The sequence below is a fragment of the Lactobacillus equicursoris DSM 19284 = JCM 14600 = CIP 110162 genome (assembly GCF_001434815.1).
GTDB classification, from domain to species: Bacteria; Bacillota; Bacilli; order Lactobacillales; family Lactobacillaceae; genus Lactobacillus; species Lactobacillus equicursoris.
On sequence record NZ_AZDU01000033.1, the window covers coordinates 1 to 23,211 of the forward strand.

Annotated in this window: 18 protein-coding genes and 1 pseudogene; 6 read left to right on the plus strand and 13 right to left on the minus strand. The window is 46.1% G+C overall.

The annotated features are described in order from the left end of the window. Both FC20_RS10125 and FC20_RS11055 read right to left on the minus strand, forming a co-directional pair. Positions 1-643: transposase family protein (locus FC20_RS10125; RefSeq protein ID WP_476737419.1), on the minus strand; the 643-nt coding region annotated here is incomplete at its 3' end. Beyond that, positions 591-1,060: pseudogene (locus tag FC20_RS11055) on the minus strand (recombinase family protein). The pseudogene FC20_RS11055 and the gene FC20_RS10125, both read right to left, overlap by 53 nt. A 293-nt stretch (positions 1,061-1,353) precedes the next feature. Here FC20_RS11055 and FC20_RS06885 point away from each other — a divergent pair. From FC20_RS06885 to FC20_RS06895, 3 genes are all read left to right on the plus strand, one after another. Then, positions 1,354-1,782 carry a CopY/TcrY family copper transport repressor gene (locus FC20_RS06885; RefSeq protein WP_008463654.1) on the plus strand — a complete coding sequence of 143 codons (429 nt, stop codon included), beginning with the start codon at positions 1,354-1,356 and terminating at the stop codon, positions 1,780-1,782. Between the two features lie 132 nt (positions 1,783-1,914). Beyond that, entirely contained in the window at positions 1,915-4,161 is a 2,247-nt protein-coding gene (locus tag FC20_RS06890) for a heavy metal translocating P-type ATPase (protein ID WP_054668123.1), read from the plus strand. Positions 4,162-4,835: 674 nt separating this feature from the next. After that, a complete protein-coding gene (locus FC20_RS06895) occupies positions 4,836-5,459 on the plus strand; it encodes a CadD family cadmium resistance transporter (RefSeq protein ID WP_008463663.1) in 624 nt (207 codons plus the stop codon). 636 nt (positions 5,460-6,095) lie between these two features. Here the strand turns inward: FC20_RS06895 and FC20_RS06900 are convergent. The 3 genes from FC20_RS06900 to FC20_RS06910 are packed head-to-tail and all read right to left on the minus strand — an operon-like array spanning position 6,096 to position 10,355. Continuing rightward, positions 6,096-7,514, minus strand: a complete 1,419-nt coding sequence (locus FC20_RS06900) for a DASS family sodium-coupled anion symporter (RefSeq protein ID WP_056945351.1) — start codon at positions 7,512-7,514, stop codon at positions 6,096-6,098. Between the two features lie 29 nt (positions 7,515-7,543). Then, the gene (locus tag FC20_RS06905; RefSeq protein ID WP_008463670.1) at positions 7,544-8,941 is read right to left on the minus strand and encodes a flavocytochrome c; all 1,398 of its coding nucleotides are present in this window, start codon (positions 8,939-8,941) and stop codon (positions 7,544-7,546) included. A 10-nt stretch (positions 8,942-8,951) separates the two neighbouring features. Then, positions 8,952-10,355: a class II fumarate hydratase gene (locus tag FC20_RS06910; RefSeq protein ID WP_008463672.1), complete on the minus strand. Its 1,404-nt coding sequence runs from the start codon at positions 10,353-10,355 to the stop codon at positions 8,952-8,954. A gap of 402 nt (positions 10,356-10,757) precedes the next feature. On the opposite strand from FC20_RS06910, the gene FC20_RS06915 reads away from it, so the two are divergent. Beyond that, the gene (locus FC20_RS06915; protein WP_009557806.1) at positions 10,758-11,654 is read left to right on the plus strand and encodes a cytochrome C5; all 897 of its coding nucleotides are present in this window, start codon (positions 10,758-10,760) and stop codon (positions 11,652-11,654) included. 765 nt (positions 11,655-12,419) lie between these two features. Here FC20_RS06915 and brnQ read toward each other — a convergent pair. The 3 genes from brnQ to FC20_RS06935 form a co-directional block, all read right to left on the minus strand. Then, complete coding sequence (gene brnQ, locus FC20_RS06925) at positions 12,420-13,778, minus strand: branched-chain amino acid transport system II carrier protein (RefSeq protein ID WP_008461082.1); 1,359 nt, start codon at positions 13,776-13,778, stop codon at positions 12,420-12,422. 461 nt (positions 13,779-14,239) lie between these two features. Further along, positions 14,240-14,563, minus strand: coding sequence for an AzlD domain-containing protein (locus tag FC20_RS06930; protein WP_008461080.1), 324 nt, complete (start codon positions 14,561-14,563; stop codon positions 14,240-14,242). After that, the gene (locus tag FC20_RS06935) at positions 14,547-15,257 is read right to left on the minus strand and encodes an AzlC family ABC transporter permease (RefSeq protein ID WP_008461078.1); all 711 of its coding nucleotides are present in this window, start codon (positions 15,255-15,257) and stop codon (positions 14,547-14,549) included. Before FC20_RS06935 ends, FC20_RS06930 begins: the two co-directional genes overlap by 17 nt. 291 nt (positions 15,258-15,548) lie before the next feature. Here FC20_RS06935 and FC20_RS06940 point away from each other — a divergent pair, with 291 nt between their 5' ends. Further along, entirely contained in the window at positions 15,549-16,040 is a 492-nt protein-coding gene (locus FC20_RS06940) for a hypothetical protein (protein WP_008461076.1), read from the plus strand. Positions 16,041-16,532: 492 nt separating this feature from the next. Beyond that, positions 16,533-16,889, plus strand: a complete 357-nt coding sequence (locus FC20_RS06945) for a hypothetical protein (RefSeq protein ID WP_051011260.1) — start codon at positions 16,533-16,535, stop codon at positions 16,887-16,889. Between the two features lie 661 nt (positions 16,890-17,550). Here FC20_RS06945 and FC20_RS06950 read toward each other — a convergent pair. From FC20_RS06950 to FC20_RS06970, 5 genes are all read right to left on the minus strand, one after another. Then, positions 17,551-18,462: a DMT family transporter gene (locus FC20_RS06950; RefSeq protein ID WP_056945353.1), complete on the minus strand. Its 912-nt coding sequence runs from the start codon at positions 18,460-18,462 to the stop codon at positions 17,551-17,553. 173 nt (positions 18,463-18,635) lie between these two features. Next, positions 18,636-19,382, minus strand: a complete 747-nt coding sequence (locus tag FC20_RS06955; protein ID WP_008461067.1) for a gamma-glutamyl-gamma-aminobutyrate hydrolase family protein — start codon at positions 19,380-19,382, stop codon at positions 18,636-18,638. Beyond that, a complete protein-coding gene (locus FC20_RS06960; protein WP_008461064.1) occupies positions 19,379-20,197 on the minus strand; it encodes a Cof-type HAD-IIB family hydrolase in 819 nt (272 codons plus the stop codon). The genes FC20_RS06955 and FC20_RS06960 overlap by 4 nt, the downstream gene beginning before the upstream one ends. Positions 20,198-20,277: 80 nt before the next feature. Further along, positions 20,278-21,141: an alpha/beta hydrolase gene (locus tag FC20_RS06965; protein ID WP_201779613.1), complete on the minus strand. Its 864-nt coding sequence runs from the start codon at positions 21,139-21,141 to the stop codon at positions 20,278-20,280. Further along, positions 21,134-22,444, minus strand: coding sequence for a PTS sugar transporter subunit IIC (locus FC20_RS06970; RefSeq protein WP_008461061.1), 1,311 nt, complete (start codon positions 22,442-22,444; stop codon positions 21,134-21,136). Before FC20_RS06970 ends, FC20_RS06965 begins: the two co-directional genes overlap by 8 nt. Between the last annotated feature and the right edge of the window lie 767 nt (positions 22,445-23,211).

The window sequence follows — 23,211 nt, forward strand, 5'->3', positions numbered from 1 at the left end:
CAAGAAAGATCTCTTTGATTCTATCCATCAGTTTCTGGTTGCCAGAATCCTTATCAAGCTTATGGGTTTGGTAGTAGTAGTTACTTCTTGAGATATGAGGCAATCCAGGGTTGGCATTGATAACGTCGATAATGTACTTAACGCTAAGCCGCAATTCTTGCCTTAATTCATTGATTGCACGAGCTAATTCTTCTTTTCTTGGCTCTTCCGTTCTTGAATTAAGGCCTCCAATTTTTTTATGTATGCAAGCTCGACTGTAAGCCTCTTTACCTGCTCTTCCAGTTCTTTGATCCGCTGTTTGTCTTTGCTTTTGGGCATTCTTGGGTGGTCTACCTTTCTTCTTGGTAATGACAGTATACCCGTTTTCCTTAAAAGAGCGAAGCCAATTTGCAAGAATTCCTGTATTTGTAAGTCCTAAGTCTAGAGAAACCTGTCTAAGTGCTTCACCTCTTAGCAGGACTCTATCAATGGCAGTAAGCTTGAAATCAACAGTATATTTCTGTTGAGGGCGATCCAGAATATCTTCACCATGTTTTTGAATCAAGTCCACCAAATACTGGATTCCTCTACGCCCCATCCCATATTTCCGGCTAAGGTAGGTGCCCCTTCTGTGATCGTCTACCTTTTCTTGACATACCATCATGAAAATTAGGATTATTAGCTTTAGCCCACGCTTTGCCCTCTTGGGTTCGACTAACAATCAAATCTCGCTCAAATTCTGCAAAGGCACTAAAGACAGTGAAAATTAAACGTCCACTTGGTGAATTATCAATCGTTCCAATATTTAAAACCCGCAGAATGACCCCCTCAGCATTCATTTTTTTACAATGTTGAGTGCATCTTGCGTATTTCTAGCTAAGCGATCTAATTTAGTGACGATTAAGATATCGCCACTTTCAATCTTGGCCATTAATTTATCAAATTCAGGACGATTAGCAGTGGTGCCAGTATATTTATCTTTGAAGATGTTTGTGGCTCCAGTTCGTTTTAAATCGTCAACTTGACTACTTAAATCTTGTTTAACAGTAGATACTCTTGCATACCCATATATTGTATTCATATTTAGCTCTTTTCTGGTTGGCTCTTGACACTAAGTCTTGACTACACGTAATACCGGTATTCTCAAATTGTATTCAAGACTGTCAATTTATGAATAATCTTTCCCACGGTAATATCTTTTAAGTTCTTGATATAAAGAACTATTTTCTAGCAAGTATTCAATTATAGTGAAAAATGCCTAGTATTTTCTGGCAGAAAGGTTGCATTATTGTGACTACAGTTGTAAACTAACAAGTGCTAAGAGGTTACAAATGTAAACTTAGAATTCAATTAATGAAGGAAGCCAATTGAAGGATGGATGCAAAGAATGTAACTATCACCGATTCTGAATGGATGGTTATGAGAGCAATTTGGACAATGGGACATGCGACTAGTCGTGAACTAATCGATGCTATGAACGAATTAGAAGGCTGGTCAGCTTCAACAACCAAAACGCTACTTCACAGGTTGATTCAAAAACAGGCGGTTGCGCAGCATGGCGGCAGTCGACCATTCACGTATAAGCCGGTTGTTGGCGAGAAGGAATCAATGGTGGCAGCGGCAGATGATTTGTTTGACCATATGTGTGCGATGCGGGCTGGTTCAACAATTGCCGGCGTTATTCAGTCAAGGGAACTCTCACGGGCGGATATTGCGAACTTACAGGCGATTCTAGCTGAAAAGGCCAAAACAGCGCCCGAGGAAGTTCAGTGTAACTGCTTGCCAGGTGATCAAACGTTTTAAGACTGTGGTGTTCTGTTTACTTTTAGGATTGCTGCACAAAAATCCCGAGTCCGGGGATTTCCACACAAGGAGCTTATATTTAGGCTTCTAACCGCTTTGCTACGCACACTTATTTTTAGGAGGTCGATAATCATGGCAAATAAAGAGGAACATATGAACATGAAAAACATGAGTGCTAAGAATATGGAAAATAATGAATCAAATATGAGTCATATGGATCATGATGACATGAAAATGGATCACGATATGACCGAAACGGATCATAATCAAATGAACATGGACCACGATATGGCCGAAAGGGATCACAGCCAAATGAACATGAATCACGAAACTATGAATATGAGTGGGATGAATCACGGTGATATGGATATGGCTGGGACCGACATGATGATGCACGGTGGCTCAATGATGCATATGGGGAATTTGAAAGTTAAATTTTGGGTCTCCGTTGTCTTAGCGATTCCAGTTTTACTGTTAGCACCAATCATGGGTTTAAACGTTTCCATCCTTAGTTTCAGTTCACCGCTAATTGTTGGCATTATCATCGTTTTGTTTGATACAGCACTTTACTTTTATGGAGGAATGCCATTTTTAAAGGGGGCTAAAGCGGAAATTCAAGATAAATCTCCTGAAATGATGACGCTAGTAACCCTTGGAATTTCCGTTTCGTATTTCTTCAGTTTGTACGCATTTATTGCCAACAACTTCTTGAACCCGGCAAATCATGTAATGGATTTTTCGTTCGAACTTGCAACCCTGATTTTAATTATGCTTCTAGGACACTGGATTGAAATGAATGCATTGATGGGGGCTGGGGATGCCTTACAAAAGATGGCGGCCCTATTGCCTAAGACGGCCCATCTAGTTACAGATAATGGTGAAACAAAAGAAGTGCCAGTATCTGATTTAAAAGTTGGTCAAACTGTCCAGGTGCGTTCAGGTGAGAGTATTCCAGCCGATGGTGTTATTACGGCTGGGGAGTCGACCGTGAATGAAGCACTCGTAACCGGTGAATCTGCTGCCGTTACCAAGAACGTTGGCGATAAGGTCATTGGTGGTACAACAAACAATAACGGGACGCTAACGGTTAAAATTAGTGGTACTGGTGACTCCGGCTATCTTTCTCAAGTAATGAAAATGGTTCAAAATGCCCAGCAAGCTAAATCTAAAGCAGAAGATAAAGCTGATTTAGTTGCCAAGTATCTATTTTACGCGGCACTTGGTGTTGGGATTATTGCTTTCTTTGCCTGGTTACCCCAGGGATTGGAGACTGCAATGACGATCATGGTGACCGTCTTCGTGATTGCTTGCCCGCATGCGTTAGGATTAGCGATTCCATTAGTGGTTTCTCGTTCTACTACGATTGGCGCTCAAAATGGGCTATTAGTTCGAAATCGCCAAGCCATTGAAGCAAGTCAACATGTTAGCCACGTTCTCTTGGATAAAACTGGCACGTTAACAGAAGGTAAATTTACGGTGAATGCATTGATTCCAAATGATGGGATTGACGAAACAACGTTATTAAGCCGACTGGCCGCCCTTGAAAATAATTCGACTCATCCGCTGGCCCAAGCAATCATTACTGAAGCCCAAGCGAAGGACATTGAAGTCGTTGCGGCTGAAAAGTCTCAAAATATTCCGGGCGTTGGTATTTCCGGTAATGTTGATGGCACTGACTATATGATTGTTAATAGTAACTATTTAACGAAGAAAGGGATCAGGTTTGACGAGGCCACTGCTGATAAATGGGCTGCTAAGGGTAATTCCGTCAGCTTCCTATTGCAGGGCACCCAAGTTCAAGGAATGGTTGCTGAAGGCGACACTATCAAAGCGGGTGCTAAGGAATTAATTAGTGGTCTTCAGAAGCGAGGAATTACCCCCGTAATGCTCACTGGCGATAATCCAAAAGCCGCGGAACACGTTGCTAACTTACTAGGATTGACTGAATTTCATGCAGGCCTATTACCAGATGATAAGCAAAAGATTATTGCTGATTATCAAGCAAAGGGCAATCACGTCATCATGGTTGGTGACGGCGTAAATGACGCACCAAGTCTTGCCACGGCCGATATTGGAATTGCAATTGGCGCCGGAACCGATGTTGCCATTGATTCCGCTGATGTTGTGTTGGTTAAATCAGAACCCAGCGATATTTTACATTTTCTTGATTTGGCTAAAATCACAAATCGGAAAATGGTTCAAAATCTTTGGTGGGGAGCAGGCTACAATATTGTCGCAATTCCACTCGCTGCCGGTGTGTTGTCATTTATGGGAATCACTTTAGACCCAGCCGTTGGTGCTGTGGCCATGGCGATGTCGTCAATTATCGTGGCAATTAATGCGATGGGATTGACCGGTAAAAAGATCAAAAACGTGTAATTAAGTGATGACAAAAAGAGGAGAAAGACCAGCTGGTAGTCTGGTCTTTCTCCTCTTTTTTTGAGCATCTTGCTTTTACACTATAATTTTTTCGTTACTGTACTGATTATAATATAGAGACTATAATTTTGAAATTTTTAGTATTTTCACTAATTTTTATGTAAAATTAGCACTTTTTTTCGTATTTTTCACAAAAAAGCCCGTCAAATCAGCGTTTTCAACGTCTGCTAATTCTGGTGTAATAGAACAAGAAATTAAATAAATGAGGACACGAAAAAAGCATCTCAACTATTAGAATGCATTTTTTTGTGGTTAAGCTAACACTATCCTGCCGCGCTCGGGTAGAGTTCTGCATGAGATGTGCTCGCTATGCAATAGCCCGTCGGAGGTTTTTCTAGCCGGATAATAGGCGCAGAAAAATAGCAGTTCTTCCAGTAGGAAGGGAGAACGCTACTACCTCGTAGAGCCCACACTTTACCTTGTAAAGTATAGTGGGTTATACTTTACTTGGAAGTAATCACCGAATTCCAGTTAGAAACTATTTTGTAACTACGTTTTGAGGAGTATAAAATGCGTTCTTACGTCCGGCATTACCCACTAGCGATAGCTAAATTAATGTGTCTGTGCTCCCCTAAAATCTGCTGATTTATTACTGACTAATACAGGAGGTTTTTATGGGACAGACAATCATATCTGCTATTGGTGTTTATATTTCCACCAGTATAGATTATTTAATTGTTTTGATTATTTTATTTGCACAGCTATCACAGAATAAACAGAAATGGCATATTTATGCGGGGCAATATCTAGGCACGGGCTTACTTGTAGGGGTGAGTTTAGTTGCTGCTTATGTCGTCAATTTCGTGCCTGAAGCATGGATGGTTGGATTGCTTGGTTTAATCCCTATCTATTTAGGGATTCGCTTTGCAATTGTTGGAGAAGGTGAGGAAGAAGAGGAAGAGGAAGAAATTATTGAAAGATTAGAACAAAGTAAGGCAAATCAACTGTTTTGGACAGTTACATTGCTGACAATTGCGTCTGGCGGAGATAATTTAAGTATCTATATACCTTATTTTGCTTCGTTAGATTGGGCACAGACCCTCGTGGCGTTGCTTGTGTTTGCAATCGGCGTAATTATCTTTTGCGAGCTTAGTCGGGTGCTATCCTCTATTCCGTTAATATCCGAGACAATTGAAAAATACGAGCGAATCATTGTGCCCTTAGTATTCATTCCACTTGGACTATACATCATGTATGAAAATGGCACGATAGAGACTTTTCTGAACTTTATTTTATAGATAAAAAAGCCCCTTAAATGATATGACCCCCTAAATTAGGACACTAATTTAGGGGGTCATATCACAATTCGACTCTTTTTCTTTTATCGAAAATTAATTTAGATCGTAAAATTTTAAGGTCAATAGATTCTTTCATTTCTTGTTTAGCTTTTGAATTTGTCCTTTAAGCTTTTTGGTTTAAACTATTTATTTAAGTAAAAAAACAGTTTCTCATTTTGCAAAAAGTTCTTCCCCAGAAAGATTATTTTCTATCCTAAGTATTAAATAGATAGTTTTACTGGTACCAAGTATTCAACTTATGGCAAGTGGAAAGGCGGCTATCCGCCAACCAAGAAAGCTGTAACTGCTAAATTTAAGGCCAACCTAGCCGCTAGCGACCAAAAAGCTAAGAGCCTGAATGGCGATGACTTAAGCAAGTACCTTACTGAGCAAAACCAGCAAAATGCTGACTACGCTCAAAGCAAGTGGCAAACTATGAATAAGTCTTTGATCGTTCACTCCAACAAGTTAGCTTCAGTAACCAAGTCCAAGTTAACTTTTAATAAATAGCTAAAGCAAAAATGCCATCTCTTCCGAGATGGCATTTTTTGTTATGTTACTTGTTTTATCTAACGTTTTCAGATTTCGGATTACTTTTTACCAAAGGCCAATCAGCTTCATCCAGAGACCACCGATGATGCCGTAGACTACCAGGTAGAAGAGACCCAAAACAAAGTTCATCTTCCACCAGTCAGTCTGCTTGACGTAGCCTGGGGCAAATAAAGCCGTAGCAGGCCCGCAAGAGTAATGGGTGGTAGATTGGAAGATGGCACCAGTCATCCCCAACATGATGGCTGCAAACATTACTGGTACGCCCGCACTCTTAGCAATCAAGAGCAAAGGTGCGTACATAGCAACAACGTGAGCCGTGCCTGAGGCAAAGAGGTAGTGGCTGTAGAAGTAAACCAGAACCAAAATGGCCATAACCAGGACTGGTGACATCCCGCCGATCACAGACTTGATAGCAGTCTGCATCCAAGGAATCACGCCGCCCTTAGCACTCAATTGGTTAGCCATGAAGATCAGGATGGAGAACCAGATGACAACGTTCCAGGCACCAGTTTCGCCCAGCATGTCCTTGGTGGTCAAAACGCCCGTTACCAAGAGCAAGGCCGTTGCCAAAAAGGCTACCCAGGTTGCGTCGAGCTTGATGAAGCTGGACAGCATCCACAAAACTAAGGCTAAGATGAAGATGACCATCATGACCTTTTCTGAGGTCTTCATTGGACCCATTTCAGACAGCTGACTATCTGCCCATTCCTTGGCATTTGGCGTTTCCTTGATTTCTGGCGGATACATCTTGTAGATAATGATTGGTACCAGGATAAAGGAAATAACAGCTGGCACAACAGCGGCTGCTAACCAGCCAAACCAGGAGATCTTAACCCCATTGGCTGCTGCCAGACCAACCGCTGCCACGTTAGGCGCAGAAGCCGTCATGAAGAGGCTGGAAGAAATGGTGTTTGCATGGAATTCGTTGAAGATCAGGTATGAACCAATCTTCTTTTCCGTGCCATCTGATACCTTAGAGCCAAAAGTGTCAGACAAGGATTCGATGATTGGCAAGACGATCCCGCCAGACCGCGCCGTGTTACTTGGCGTAGCTGGGGAAACGACTAAGTCGATCATGGACAAGGAGTAGCCAAGGCCCAGAGTCTTTTTACCAAAAGATCTAACGAAGACCAAGGCAATCCGGCGACCTAAGCCGGTCTTGGTAAAGCCGCGGGCAATCATGTAGGCCATAGCGATGGTCCATGGGGTGGAGTCGCCAAAGGCTGCCAGGGCTGGCTTCATTTGGACTAAGCCCGTGCCGACGATCAGCACGTAGGCGATGATGGACACCCCGGCGATTGGCAGGGGCTTGGTGATGCAGGCAATGATCGTTGCCAAGAAGATCGCGAACATCTCCCAGCCAGCAGGCGTGATCGCTGCTGGTCTAAAAGGCATTAGTAAGATCAGGGCGATCCCCACGATCAAAGGCGCGATAAAGCCTTTGTAATTTACTTTTGCTAACATTTAATCTCTCACTTTTTCATTTTTCGTCGTTAATTTTCGGATTTGAGATCCCGGACGAACTGGCTGGCCTGGATGCCGGCTTGGCGGCCAAAGACTACCGTTTCAGCAATCGAGTTGCCGCCGATCCGGTTGTTGCCGTGCAGGCCCCCGGAAACTTCACCGGCTGCGTACAGACCTTGGATCTTGTTGCCGTTGGTGTCCAGCACTTCGGTTTCAGCATCGATGTGGATCCCGCCCATCGTGTAGTGGATGGCTGGGTGGACATGGATGGCGAAGAATGGGCCAACCTTGATCCCCCGGTCCATCCCTGTGGTCCGGCCAAAGGCCGTGTCGTCGCCGGCAGCTTGGTCAGCGTTCCACTTTTCAACGGTTGCTTCAAGGCCACTGGCGTCAACGTCAATCTTCTCAGCTAGTTCTGCCAAGGATTCGCCGTGTTCTACCAAGCCAATATGGTCGTAGAATTCAACGGCCTTGACATGGTCGCGGATGCCTTGGTCAAAGATCAGGTAGGCCCCGTCTTCGTTTAAGCCAGTGATGGCAGCAGAAACCAGCTTCCGAGTTGCCAGTTCGTTGACAAAACGCTTGCCGGCTTGGTTGACCAAGATGGCCCCTTCGCCTCTAACGGCTTCCCCGATCAAGAAAGTCCGGTCGCCGTCAGTTTGAGCAGTTGGGTGAACTTGGATGAAGTCCATTTGGATCAGCTGGGCATCAACGTCTTCTGCCAAAAGCAGGCCGTCGCCGGTAGCGCCAGCTTGGTTGGTGGTCTTGTAGTCTGCTAGGTCTGGCCGGTACTTCTTGATGATTGACTTAGAAGCACCGAAGCCGCCAGTTGCCAGGATTACAGCCTTAGCTGCGACTGCTTTTTCACCATTGACTTCAACGCCGGTGATCGCCTTGTCTTCATTTTGGATCAGCTTAGTAACCTTGGCTTCGCTGAAGACTGGAATGCCTTCTTCTTGCAATTTTTTCAGCAAGCCCGTTACCAAAAAGCCGCCAACTGGAGCCATGGAAGCTGGACGGTGAGCCCGCTTCTTGCTCATCCCGCCCGTAATGGTCAGGTCAGAAAGCTCAATTTCGTGTTCCTTCAGCCAGTCAATAGCCAGGGCTGAGTGGTCAACGAAGTAGCGGAGCATTTGCCGGTCGTTCAACTGGCCGCCACCCTTAAAGGTTTCCTTGTAAAAATCTTCCTTTCTGTCGATGATGCCGTGGTCAAATTGCACCAGGGATTCAGCGGCGTTCATCCCGGATGAAGCCTTGCTGGTGTTGCCGCCAAGGGCAGCATTTTTTTCTAAAACAGCTACCGTCAAGCCCAGCTCATGAGCTTGCAAGGCTGCGGTTAAGCCAGTGCCACCGGCACCGATGACTACGAGATCGTATGCTTTTTCTAAGGATGAAACAGGACTTGTTTCAAAGACAAATTTAGCCATTTTTTCTCCTTTAAGCTTCTGGCTTAGTGCGGTCGATGTTGGTCATGGCCATGTAGTCCATCCATTCATCGTATTGTTCTTCGGTAACCTTACCACTCTTCAAGGCAGCTTCTTTCAAAGTGGTGCCTTCTCTTTGAGCAGTTTGGGCGATCACAGCTGCTTCGTGGTAGCCGATCTTTGGTGACAAAGCAGTAACCGTCATCAAGGAGTTTTCTAGCAGGTCATCCATTCTTTGTTCGTTGACAGTCAAGCCGTGGATCATCTTGTCAGCAAAGCCAGTGATGGTGCCAGTCAAGATTTCAGCTGATTCCAAGAAAGCAGCGATCATGACCGTCTTGAAGACGTTCATTTCGAAGTTGCCTTGGCTAGCTGCAAAGTTGACAGTTACGTCGTTGCCCAAAACGCGAGCAACAGCCATGGTTACGGCTTCAGCTTGGGTTGGGTTAACCTTACCTGGCATGATGGATGAACCTGGTTCGTTGGCTGGGATGTTCAATTCGCCGTAGCCAGCACGTGGGCCGGAAGCCAAGAAGCGAATGTCCTGAGCAATCTTGAACATGTCGTTTGCCAGGGTCTTGAAGGCGCCGTGCATCACGCTCAAGGCTGAGTGGTGAGCCAAGCCCCAGAACTTGTTGGTGTCAACCTTGAAGTCGTGGCCGTAAACTTCGCTCAGCTTGCCGGCGATAGCTTCAGTCATGCCAGGAGCAGCGTTCAAGCCAGTACCAACGGCAGTACCACCGATAGCCAATTCGTAAAGAGATGGCTTCAATTCTTGAATGTAAGCCAGGTCATGCTTCAAAGCTGAGATGTAGCCGGAAACTTCTTGGCCAAAAGTAAGTGGAGTTGCGTCTTGCAAGTGGGTGCGGCCAACCTTAACAGTCTTCCAGTACTTGTCTTGCTTAACCTTCAATTCGTCGATCAGGTGCTGAATAGCTGGTTCCAGCTTGTCAACAGCTTCAACGGCCACAATGTTCATGGCAGTTGGGTAAGTATCGTTTGAGCTTTGGCCACGGTTAACGTCGTCGTTTGGCAAGATGCCTAAGCCTGGATGCAGCTTGTTAGCAAGGTTAGCAACAACTTCGTTAACGTTCATGTTGGTTTGGGTACCTGAGCCAGTTTGCAAAACGTGAAGTGGGAAGTCCTTACGCAAGTCTTCGTCGCTGAGGGCCAAAAGTTGGTCGATTGCTTCTTCGATTGCTTGCCCCTTGTCAGCTGGTTCATCGCCAACTTCCACGTTTGATTCAGCAGCAGCCTTCTTCAAGTGTAGGAAAGCGCGGATGATTGCCAGTGGCATCAATTCACCTGATGGGAAGTTGTTGCGGCTTCTTTCAGTTTGTGGGCCCCACAAAGCATCCTTAGGGATCTTAACTTCACCAATCGTGTCTGATTCAATACGGTATTCTTGTTCTGCCATCTTAAAAATTCTCCTTACAAAACTTTTATCGTTTTACTAAGTGAATTATACAACGAACTTTTTGCTAAAAGTAAAAAATTACCAGATTTTTTTGCATTTTTTAAAATAGTCGAAGTGGACTTGAAAATTTAAACCCCAAAAAAGAATGTTGATTTTTCACAAATGTCTTCGCTTACAAAATAAGAAGAAAAGATCATTTCTGGGTAAATATGATCTAGAGAGAGTTTGGTAGTGATTGTTTTGTTTTTCACATGAACTGGCTTGCTTTTAGTAGAGCCAGCTTATACCATGTGAAAATTTCTTAAAGATCACCCGAGTAACTAATAAAATCTTTCTAAGATTTAGCACTCGAAGCTTTTTTCGCTTAAAATTAATACTAGAAATTAGAGAGGATTGATGGTTATGGCGAAACTTTCAAGAAGACAATACCAAGAGCAGCAAGAACGGAGACAGGCGGGCGCCGAGCACCTGCAAGTGGACAGCGCCGGGCAGTCCCGCAGCCGGGATCACTTGAAACTGAATTTCTGGCAGATTTTTGCCGACAGACCCTACGTGTCAGTGATCATGCTGGGCCTGGCCCTCTTCTTCATCCTGGCCAAGTGGTGGATTGCCCTGGCCATCGTCGTGGTCTTGGTTATCGCCGGCATCTTCGTGATCGGCCACTCCCACCACCCGGACCAGGTTTTGAGTCTGGAGTTTAAGCTGAAGGCGTCAAGAAAACTGAGCATGATCAAGGCCCTGCAGCTGCTGGGGTCAACGGTCATGTTCCTGGCAGCCTACATGCGACAGATCGTTAGCGTCGACTTTTCTAGCGCCGGAACGACGGACAGCCTGACCCAGGTGCAGGGGCTTTTGTCCAGCCGCGGGACTTACGGACAGCAAGGGTCCTACTTTTTGAGCCTGTTCAACCAGCTGACTGGCGGGTCGCTCTGGGGGACTTACCGCTACGCGACGAACAGCTCGCAGATGATGGACTCGCATGCCGGGACGATGATCATTTTTTGGATCTTCCTTTTGATGCTGGCCCCGGCCTTCTGCATCCTGTCGCAGTTCTTTAAAGAGCCCTATTCCCGGCACACGATGACGGTCGCATCCCTGATCGCGACGATCTCCTTTGCCCTGACACCAAACTTGATGCACGGCTGGGTCGTCCAATACGCCGTGGAAAACCAGCTGAGCCAAGCCGCGGCAGAAAAGGCCGTGCAGGTCGGCAGCATGGTCTACCCAGCCATCATCTCCGCCGTCTTTGTCTTGATCCTGGCCATTTACCGGGAAATCAAACAGGATCAGTTTAATTAGGTATGTAAAAAAGGTTGTCAAATCAACGTTTGTCGTTGGTTTGACAACCTTTTTTGGTGTGTTGGGGGGCGGTTGGTTGCTAGGGCGGTGCTTCTTTTTTGCCCCGATTTGACTCACGTACGGTAATAGTTGCTCATGATCTTACTCAACTACGGTAGCGGCTGCTCATAAACTTACTCAAGTAACGAAAATGTTGCTCATGATCTTACTCAACTATGGAATTAGCCGCTCATAAACTTACTCAAGTANATGTTTGTGTGAGGCTTTTTTAAAAAAGGGGCTCCGGTTGAGTAAATTTTGGGAGGTCACTTCCAGTAATTGAGTCAGGTTTTGTGCATCCCTCCCCCAATTTGATTCAACCAAACTAAATTTTCCCATTTTTCGCCCCCAACTTGACTCAACTGGCTTCATTTTTCCCATTTTTTGCCCCCAATGTGACTCAACCGGCTTCATTTTTCCCGTTTTTTGCCCCCAATGTGACTCAACCGGAGCTATTTTTTCTGTTTTTCTCCCCCGATGTGACTCAACCAGGCTACTTTCTCCAATTTTCTGCCCCCAACTTGACTCAACCAAATTCGGTTGACATACTTTGGGGGCTTTTTTCACCTAAATCCAAGCCGGTTGACATACTTCGGGGGCAATTTCAAACAAAATCCAGACCGGTTAACATACTTTGGGGGCAACAGCCCACACGAAAAAATCGCCCCAGGCGCAACGCGCGCCGAGGACGATCAAAATATAGAGATTTACCAACAATTTGGAAAGTTAGGCAGTTTCACCAGCTGGCTCAGCGGACAGCTTGAAAAAGTGGATGCCCAGGCCGATCAGGTAACCGGCGATGCCGAAGGTCAGCCAACCCATGCCATAGCTGAAGAATGGAATGTAGCGGCCGGCGAAGGTCAAGATGCTTTGGGCAAAAGCACTTTGGTTAAGCACAGCTGGGGCTGCGTTCAGCCCATCCAGGAGAGCTGGGATGATGGTCAAGCTAACTGTCCACTTGTAAACCCGGCTGTCGTTTTTAAACAGCTTGCTGGACAGACCGCACAGGATCAAGGCGATGGCCAGTGGGTAGAGGAACATCAAAACTGGGGTTGACCAAGAGATGATAGTATCTAAGCCGAAGTTAGCGATAATGAAGGAAATCCCACAGTTAAAGGTCAGGAAAGTCCGGTAAGAGATCTTTGGGAACCGCTTGTGGAAGTCTTGGGCAAAAGCAACAACCAAGCCAATCGCGGTGGACATGCAGGTAATAGTAGCCAAGGTTGCCAAAAGGGCTTCACCAAAGGTGCCCATGTAGTGGTTGGCGATTTGGGCAAAAGCAATCCCGCCGTTAGCTGACAACTTGAAGTAGTGCAGACTGGTTGCGCCTAACAGGGCCAAAACCAGGTAGATCAAGGCAATGCCCAAGAAGCTCATTAGGCCAGTTTTGGCCAAGGCAATAGACGTGTCCTTGCCTTCCTTAATCTTAAATGATCGAATCGCGGTAACAACGGTAACCCCAAAGGCCAGGGCTGCCAAGGCATCCAGCGTGTTGTAGCCTTGCAAAAAGCCGTTGATCATTGGCGCTTTCAGATAGTCGCTAGTTGCGGCCGTGGTGCTCGTAGCCCCCATTGGCTTGATCAAGGCGATGAAGAATATAATAAACAAGAGGCCCAGGAAGGCTGGGTTCAGCATCTTCCCAACTCTTTCCGTAATCTTGCCTTCGCTGAGGGAGAAGTAGTAAACCAGGCCAAAGAAGATGGCGGAGTAGATCAGCAAGGCGATTGGCTGCATCCCCTTAGAGAAGTGGCTAGAGAACATGGAAAAAGGAACCGTCGCCGTTCTTGGCGTTGCAAAAAGTGGCCCCAGGGTCAGGTGAACCAGGATTAAAAAGCCCAAGGCAAACTTTTTACCCAAAGGACGCGCTAGGCCGAAGATCCCGTCAGCTCTAGTCACAGCCAGGGCCAATAAGGCGGCCAAGGGAATCAAGGTCCCAGAAATGATGAAGCCGATCGCAGCGATCAGCCAGTTTTTGCCAGCTAACTGGCCCAGGTGAACCGGGAAAATCAGGTTCCCAGCCCCAAAGAACATCCCGAAAATCAGGGAAGCAATTAACAAATACTGCTTAAATGATAGTTTTTTCATGGTAAATCTCCTCAAAAAATCTGCTTACAATTTTTGAAGATTAGCTAATCTCGAATTGCTAAGAAATAAAAAAGTCCTTGTAGAAGCTCTGCTTCTACAAGGACGCTTATGCGTGTTACCACCTTACTTCGCTACTTTGTCACCAAAATAGCCTTACCCCGTGCTGGCCACCCGGCCAAGACGTTGTCGCTGTAAAGGGCGAACCCAGTCAACACTTCGCATAAGCGTCGCATTAACCACGAAAGAACTTACTTTCACGTCTGCTTCCGTCTGCCGCTTCCCAGCTTGCCGCGGCTCTCTGTGAGACTTCTCCAGCGCTACTCTGTTCTTTATTGTGTTTGTCTTTGTTTCTTAACTTGTATAATACTTTAATCTCTTTCTCAGAAAATTGCAAGTCTTTTTGGCATGATTTTTAGAAAAAATTTGCGACATGAAAAAAGGACTCGGCCTGAGTCCTCTTTTTAAATCAATCTAATTAAGGCCAGGCTGGCCACGCCAACCACCACGATCCACATCAAGCTGCGGGTGAAGTAGGCGGTGATCAAAGCTGGAATCGTCACGATCGCGTACTGCCAGTCAATTTGCGGCAAGTGGCCCTGCTTAGCCGTAAACAAGCTGCTGAACCAGAGGGTGGTCATGATGACGATTGGCACGAATTCCAGAAATTCGACCACTGCCTTGGGCAGGTTGAATTTTTTTAGCAGTAAAAAAGGCATTAAGCGTAAAGCCGCTAGGCCCGTGCCGCAAACCAGGTAAGTGATAAATACTTTACTTGAAATAGACATGCTTGATCCCCATTCCTACTAAACAACTGACAACCGTAACGACGATGGTGGTGGCACTGGCTGGCAAAATGATCATCCCAATATAAGTCAAAACCATGGTGACCCCGATCATGATCAGCTGCAGCTCAATCTTGAGCGACTGGTCGGTGATCAGCTGCAAATAGAGCAGCCCCAAGAACATGGCGATAACGGCATAGTCCAGCCCCAAAGCCTTGGTATCAGACACCAGGTTGCCCAGCAGACAGCCCGCTAACCCGGCCAGGGTCCAAGCGGCATAGGCCACGATATTGGACGCGTTCATCCAGTCGTAATTTAACTTGCCCTTGGTGTAATTCAGCTTGGTGATGGCCAGGGCAAAGGTTTCATCCGTGATCAAAAAGCCCAGCCAAAGGTTCTTAGCCAGCTTCTCTTTTTTAAATTTGGGCGCCAGGGTCATGCACATCAGCAGCATCCGGGCGCTCATCAAGGACACAGCCATAAACATTGAAAGCAAACTGCTGCCAGCTGGCAACATGCTGACCAGAGCAAACTGGCCAGAGCCGGTATAAACCATCAAGGACATCAGCAGGGTCTCTAAGGGACTAAAGCCGTTAGTGTGGGCGATGATCCCAAAGGCCATGCCGATGCCAATATAACCCAGAACCGTGGGCAGGGTATCCTTGACCCCGGTCCTGGCATCTAATACATCGTTCATTGTAATTTTTCCCCATGTTAATGATTAAATCATCGCCTCGATTTTAACACAATTTAGCCCGTAATGGCGGGCTTTTTGGGCAAAATGCATAAAAAATATTAGAAGACTTATTGAACGCTGGAGCAACTTTAGCTTAGAGGAGTTTCTTTCACTCCCTGGAGCTAATCTAGCAATGTATAACCAATTTGAGGCAAGAATTAACCTACTTGCCAAATTCATCAACTAACGCAAAGAAGACCAGGCGAAAACCTGTCCTTTTTGCATTTCTACGACGATCTAGGAGGCCGCACAATGCCGAGGTTTGAAGAAAGAACACCACTACCACCAGCAGGACCAGCAACGGACATAGAAACGTTATCCTGCTTCCTGGAGCTATGTTCAATCACAGCAATTAAGCCAGCCTTCCCGATTGATGAGCAGGAATTGGCCGCAACAGTCGACGCTACCAGGGAGAGCACCAGGGCCAGCTTGTACTTGTTCAGCGCTCAATACTTGTTATGTATCAACGACGCAATAGCTGGCATCCCTACCGAAGTAGAACGATTCAGAGGCTACCGGGACCCACAGAAGCTAATCATAGCCAAATATATTGAGCGCAAGCCAGTTTATGAGTTCCAGGAAGAGAACAGCTTACAGTCGATCAAATTTAAACAATTACAGCGCATCGGCTTGAAGTCATTCACTGAAAACTTTAACCAGGCGATCATTAAAAGAGGGTTCAGCCTGGCACCAATCGAATCTACATGCAAAAAAGGCCAGTACAGCTTTTCAAGTCCTGCTTAGTATAACTTGTACTAAAGTAAGAATGGGAAGCTTGTGCGGCCTTCTTTTGGCTTCTAAGAGCATTATCTTAAGGGATGCTGGCATGATTCGGAGTTTCTGGAGGCATCTAAAAGAGCGACCTGTCAAAACATCTTACTTTTTAGACACCCCTAAAAGACCTGTCAAAACATGACATTCAGAACCTGCCAAAACCTAACTTTTTACAAAAAGTCCCCGGACTAATTAGGGGGAGAGACACTGTTAATTGTTGATAAATAATTTTACTTAAGAAATGCCTTGACATTAGCAAATAAATATTATAAAGTTAAACTGAAAATTAAATCACGTGTTATATCAAGAGCTAGTGAGTGGTTACACACTTTGACCTAGCAGCAACCTGCCGACCGGTAAGGTGCTCCACTGTAAATGGATATACGTCACTTAACCGTGTTCGTATATCGAACACGGTTTTTTTTGCGACAAAGTCCCAGTGACGTTAAACAGGAGAAACAGATGTCAAGTATACTAGATGATCAACTACGATTAATGGCTTTAAAGCAATACGGGTTAATTAAATCAATTAAAACACCCGACATTTCTGAAGAGGATTTAAGATTAATACTGAAAAATACAGAAAATAAAACTATTAAACAATTAGCAGCTGAAAAGCTACTTAAAAAAACCAACCTTTATACAGTGGATTTAGAATTAATACTGAAAAGTACAGAAAATGAAACTATTAAACAATTAGCAACTGAAAAGCTACAATATCTTAATTCGCATCCCAGATTAGGTGTGGCAGGTTCCATAGCGAGAGCACAACATTCGGGATATTTTAAGAAAAGAAGCCCAATAAATAGAAATAAATAGAACTGAAGAAAGCTAGCCAGTGAATGGCTGGCTTTTGTTTTGCCTTCAGACGCTCTCAGAAGCTCATAGAGCCGCTCTGAGCCTAGCCCGGTAGATTCCCGGTAGATTGTGCTATGAACTTGGCTAAATACCCCCCATGGCTTGAATCTGGCATTCTGACAGCAGGGGGAGCGGGCAACGGGGGAGAGCAGACATTTAATTCGTTTTTGGGCGTGTCAGAACCTGTCAAAACCTAACTTTTTACAAAAAAATTCGGGGGAGCAGCCCCCGGTTAATCCGGCATCCCCCGAGCTAAATCGGAGTTTTTTGACACCCCTAAAAGAGAGCATAAAAAACCGCCTGCTTAACGCAAGCGGAGAAAGTAGGAATCACTACTTAGATTTTATCATAGATTGTATTTCGAATCATATTGAAGCCCGTGAGCGCACCCGATTCATTGCACTAAATATTGCACCGAATTTAGTAACAACATTTTCGATTCTTGGTTAATCCGAGTTAGCTAGATTGGAAAGAACCCCGCAACGGCAAGCATTGAGGGGCTTCTAGATTTGCTAGATATTAGGCCAGGCTTAACCCCATGTTAATGATCAAATCATCGCCTCGATTTTAACACAATTTAGCCCGTAATGACGGGCTTTTTTAGCAAAATGCATAAAAAATATTAAAGGTGATCGCGGTGCAGCTTGCCCGGGCGAGGGCTAGGAATAACCTGCAAGAAGGTAGCAAAAATAATCAAGCTCCCGCCCACCATCTTCATGATGCCAAAGTCGCTGCCCAGCAGCCCCACTGACAAAATTGTGGCCACCAGCGGCTCAAAGGCTTCCAGCATGCTGGCAAGACCAGCCGAAATGTAAACCACGCTGGACAAGTACAAGGTGTAGGCCAAAATGGTGCCAGCAATGACAATGTAGATGACCAAGGTCCATTCTTTGAAGGTCACGTGCTGGGCTGGCATGAAAATAATGAAGGGCGTAAAGAGGATCCCGCTTAAGAGCAGGCCCCAGGCCAGGATAGTCATCGTACTGTACTTTTTAAACAGCTTAGCCGGCATGACAACCGCAATCGCCTGGGTCAAGGCACTGAAGAAGCCCCAGATCAAGGTTCTAGGGCTGACAGCCAGACTTGAAAAATTGCCGTTGGTAACCAAAATAGCCGTACCAATAATGGCTACTGCAATGGAAATCAGGTCAATCCGCCGCGGCAGCTGCCGGCTCTTCAGGGCCATGTAGGCAATGACCAAAACCGGGGCCAAGAAGACCAAGACGGTCGCCGTTGGCGCATTAGAAGATTTGACCGTGTAAAAGTAGGTGAACTGGACGCCTAAAATGCCAAAAATCGCGTACAAGATACCGGAAAGCAAGTCATGCTTGTCTTGGAAAATAGTTAAGGTCTTCTTCCCCTTGGTCAAAAAGGAGATCGCTAAGAGGCTTAAACCCGCCAGCCAGGATCTGACGCCGACTAGCCAGAAGGTATTGATATTGGGATTTTGATAAAGCATTTCGGCAGCCGTGCCTGAAGTTCCCCACAAGGCTGCGCCAACAATCGCTAAGATAATTCCTTTTCTTTTATTCATTTTTTCAACCATGTTCCACGTGTAACACACTGCTTCTGACAACTACAATAGTTTCATTATCCCCTATTTTCATAATTTTGTCAGTTACTTTTAGTTTTTCGTTCATAAATAAAGAAATACGCGTCCCTCAATGATCTTGAGGAACGCGTAATTTGCTTAAAAAAATTTGGGGCTTACTTTTCTTCATTGGCCCGGTCAATCAGGTTCTTAAAGAGGCGGTTCATGATGGCCGCTTCTGGCGCCGGATTTGCGTGCATTTCTTCTGGGTGCCACTGAACGGCAATTACTTGGCCGTCATCGCTTTCCAGGGCTTCAGTCACCCCGTCGCTGGCCGTGGCTGCTTCAACCAGGTCTGGTGCCACTTCCTTGATCACCTGGTGGTGGAAGGAGTTGGTCATCAGGCTGCTTTGGCCCATGATTTTTTCCAGATTGGTGCCGCTCTTGATCTTGACCAAGTGGGTGCCCACGTCTGGCCGAGTCGCCTGCATGTGCTTTAGGGTGTGGCCGGGGCGCAAGGACAGGTCTTGCCACATGCTGCCACCGTGAGCCACGTTAATTATCTGGGCCCCGCGGCAAATGCCCAAGACGGGCTTATTAGCGTCTTCTGCGGCCTTGAGCAGGGCAATGTCGAACTGGTCCCGGTCCGGCCAAGTAGCCCCGCTCTTTTGGTCAACTTCCTCGCCATAGAGGTGGGGATCAACGTCATGGCCACCTGACAAGATCAAGCCGTCAACCAGCTTCATCTGTTCAAGCGCCATCTCTTCCCCGCCCTTGGTAAAAGGAATCACCAAGGGAATCCCGCCGTTTTGGTAGACTGAGTCCACATATGCCGCGTTAACGTAAGTTCGCGGTTCGCCCATAAAGGGTCCGGCTTGAATGGTTACTTCTGATCCTGAAATCCCAATCACTGGTTTTTTCATCGTTTACTCTCCTGCAGGTCTACAAACTTCTCAATTGCTTGCGCGATTCCATCCTGGTTGTTGCTTGCGGTCACGTAGTCAGCCCGCTCCTTGATCTCCGGAATAGCGTTGCCCATAGCGACCTTGAAGACCTCCGGCAGTTCAAAGTCCGACAGGTCATTGTTGTTATCGCCAAAAACCATGGCTTCGTTAGCCGGAATGTTCAACAAGTCCAAAAGCTGAGTCAAAGCCGCCCCCTTGGACACGTCCGGCGTGTTGAACTCCAGGCACTGGCCGCCAGAAGCAGAGATGTTAAATTCTTTTTCAGTTTCTGGAGACAGACTAGCTCGGAACTTTTTCATCTTGCTTGGCAAGGAGACGAATTCGCCCTTGATGAACTCGTATTTTTTCCCTGGCTCCATCTTCTTCACGCCCATATTGCGAGCTTTGGCGATAAAGCTGACGCCAAAAGCACTCGCCCCCGGTGCCACGTAAAAGTCCTTGGTGTCCATGAAGTAGGGGCCAAAAATCCCCTTCCGCTTCAGGGCAATCATGTGCTGCACGTTCTCATGGCTCAAGGGATTGGCATAGATCACCTGACCGTCCAGCTGCTGGATCAAGCCACCGTTGTAGCAGATCGCGTAGTTGTCGTCAGGGGCAAAATCAAAGGGCTCAAAGACCTTGAGGACGCCAGGAAGGGGCCGGCCGGACAGGGGCACGACGTAAATCCCGTTTTTCCGGGCTTTCTTTAAGGCTTCTAGGGTCTTTTCACTGACCTTTTTTCTCGAGGTCAGCAGGGTTCCATCTAAATCGACTGCAATCAACTTGATTTTCATGTATTTGTCCTTTGATTTTTGCTAAAAAGTTCTTGCCTACTATTTTACGGCAAAAAAGCGAGCGTGACTAACGATTCGCCTTAGCGATTGGTCTTTTGCTGGCTAGGGCCAACTTTGCGCTGCTTGTCCAAAAGATACTGCTTGATGATCTTCACGACCTGCTTGTTTTGCGGCAGACTGGAGTGCTGAGCATCTTCGCCGGTAACCGTCATGGCCGTAAAGGACTTGACCTGCTTTTGGAAGATGTACTTTCCTGCTTCTACGCTGGCTTCTGGCACCAGGCCGTCAGATTCGTAGCTTTCCCCCCCTGACAAGGAGTAGACGATCAAACTCTTAGGCAGACGCTTTTTATACTTGATAAAATCGCTCAGCATCTGAGTCTTTTTCTTAACGTTGGTTTCACTGAAATTGTAAGGTGAACCCAGCGTCATCAGCTTTTTCACCTTGACGTCGGACTTGTAGTCGCTGTAAAAGTGTTCTAGCCAATAAGTCCAGATCAGCCCGCCGTTTGAGTGGCCAAAGGCCTTGAAGTTGTTGAATTTATAATTGGTAAAAATCTCGTAAAAGGCATCATCCAGCCAGCCGGCCTGCTTTTTGATATTGGAATAGCCGTCGTGGCGGTTTTGGAAGCCAATTACGATAAAAGGCTCATTGTCACCCTTCTTGATGGAGCCGGAATAAGTCAAGGTTCCGTCTTCTTCAACCTCAATTTTGAGCAGGCTGTGCTTATACGGCGTCTCCTGGTTCAGCAGCTTGACCAGCGAGTTAAAACGGTTGATGGTCGCGCTAGACCCCGGCACCATGATAACCGGCGACAAGGTGGAGCGCTGGCGTTCCGCGTGCTCTTTGTTGGTCTTTTTCATCCAGGAATAGCCAGGAATGGCCAAGAGGATGATGATGACCAGAGCCATGATGATCAGCTTCCAGTTGCGACTCTTAGGCATGGGCTTCATCCTCCTTTTCATAGTCCTTCAGCAGCTTGCCGGCCCGGTTGTCCAATTTCACAGCCGGAATCATCAAGGCGACGTCCAAGCAGAAGAGGACAATGGTAAAGATCAAGGTCGGCCAGTTGCCGTTCGTGGCAAAAAATGGCACCAGCAAGCCTGGCGTTCCAGCTAAGGCCGTATAGACCGGCGTTGGAATCAGGTGGATGGTGATGGCCAAGGCCGCCAGCAGCATGTTGATCATGGGGATCAAGACCAGCTGCAGGAGGTAAACCGGGTTCAAGATCACCGGCAAGCCCACCAAAAAGCCGCGAGAGGAGTTAAAGAGCAGCGGCCATAAGTTGAGCTTAGCCGCTACTTCAGGTTCTCTTTGCTTGCCCCAAAGCAGGATGGCGACAGCCAAGGCCAGCAGGGCGGCGGACCCGCCCATCACGCCGTAGCTGTGAACCAAAGCGCTGCCTAGGTATGGATACGGAATCTTCCAAATAGATTTTTTCATTAAAACATAGGTCAGGTTAGCCGTGGCCGCCGCTGAACTAGAGATATTGCCTAAGTCCTGCATGGGCGTCCCAATCCCCAGCCAGTCTAACAGGGCCGCCAGCCCCGTCATCGGTACCGTCACTAGCAAATTGTTGGAGTTTTCGATTGGCGACATCACGCCGCTTAAGCTGACGTTAGCGCTGCTCTTCCACTGGATGCCGTATAAAATGCCGCCCAGGATAATCCCGCCTAAAATAGTCACAAAGGCCGGTTTAATTGCCTTCAGGGCCCGGTCTTGGACTAATTTGGTGTGCTCGTAGTCAACATGCTCATAGTCGCTCCCCAGCCAGTGAAAGACCTGCCCCACCCCGTAGCCGATCAGCAGGTGTAAGAAGCAGTACTGGATGCTCAAGAAGTTGCTGCCGATCAAGGTAATCCGGCCGGTGATGGCCAGTTCCAGCAAATAGAGCATGATCAAGAGGCTGGTCACAGCACTGATCCCAGCCATCGTGGCATCCTTGCGGTAGATTTTTGCCGTAAAAGAAGCCGCGAAATAAACCGCAAAGATGCCAAAAAGATTGAAAATGACCTCGACCACGCACTGGGACAAGGACATGCCGATATCCCAAAACCGGTCGCTCATAATCTTATCAAAGTCAAACAAGTTATAAATGAAGCTATCTGGAGAGAAGATACTGTCTTGCAAGACCTGGAAAAAGGCCCCAATGGTTGCAATCGGCATTAAAACCGCGAAGGTTCTTTGCACCACTCTAAAGAAAGATCTTCTTCTTAGCCAAATACACCACTTGGCTAATTTATTCATTATTCTCACTTCCCTGTAATTACTATCCTCATTATACTAAAGAAACGAGAGCGTTAACCAACTTTTTTATATAAAAAAGGCCTGGCTTACGCTAGACCTCTTAACTATAATTTAGAACTTTCGGTTGCCAATCTGGGGTTAGCCAGCATTACCAAACCGATGATGAGTGTTAGTAATCCCATGGTTGTAGCCTACTTTCTATCTAAATATAACTGTTTGTATGCTTATATTGTATGGGATAGCGCCCATGGTGCCTAGTAACTTGCCTAGCTCTTAAGAAACACTTTAAATAGGACAAGCGCTGCCGCAAAATTGACTCAACTGAACTGGACTTTTTAATAATCGCGGCAACTTTTTACTCAACTACCGAAGCCTTTCTCATAATCGCTACAGGGCTTTACTCAACTGCAGCCATATTTCTCATAATTCTTCCTATGTTGTACTCAACTACACTCTCTTTTCTCATAATTCTCCCTAAAATTGACTCAACTAGTTCTTCGTCTCTCATAATTCGAATTATTAAAAGCTCAAACGCAGTTGAGTCAATTTTGTACCAGAAAATGAAAAAATCGGTCGTACTTGAGTACGACCGATTCCTAATTATTAAAATGCTGCTGGTAGTTGAGTAAAGAAATTTCGAATGATTAAAAAAGCCTCCATAGTTGAGTCAATTTTAAGGCTGATTATTAAAAAGGACCGCTAGTTGAGTAAAAAACGCACATCCGCTTCGCCGCCACAGACAAAACAAAAAAGCCAGACCTTCCGGT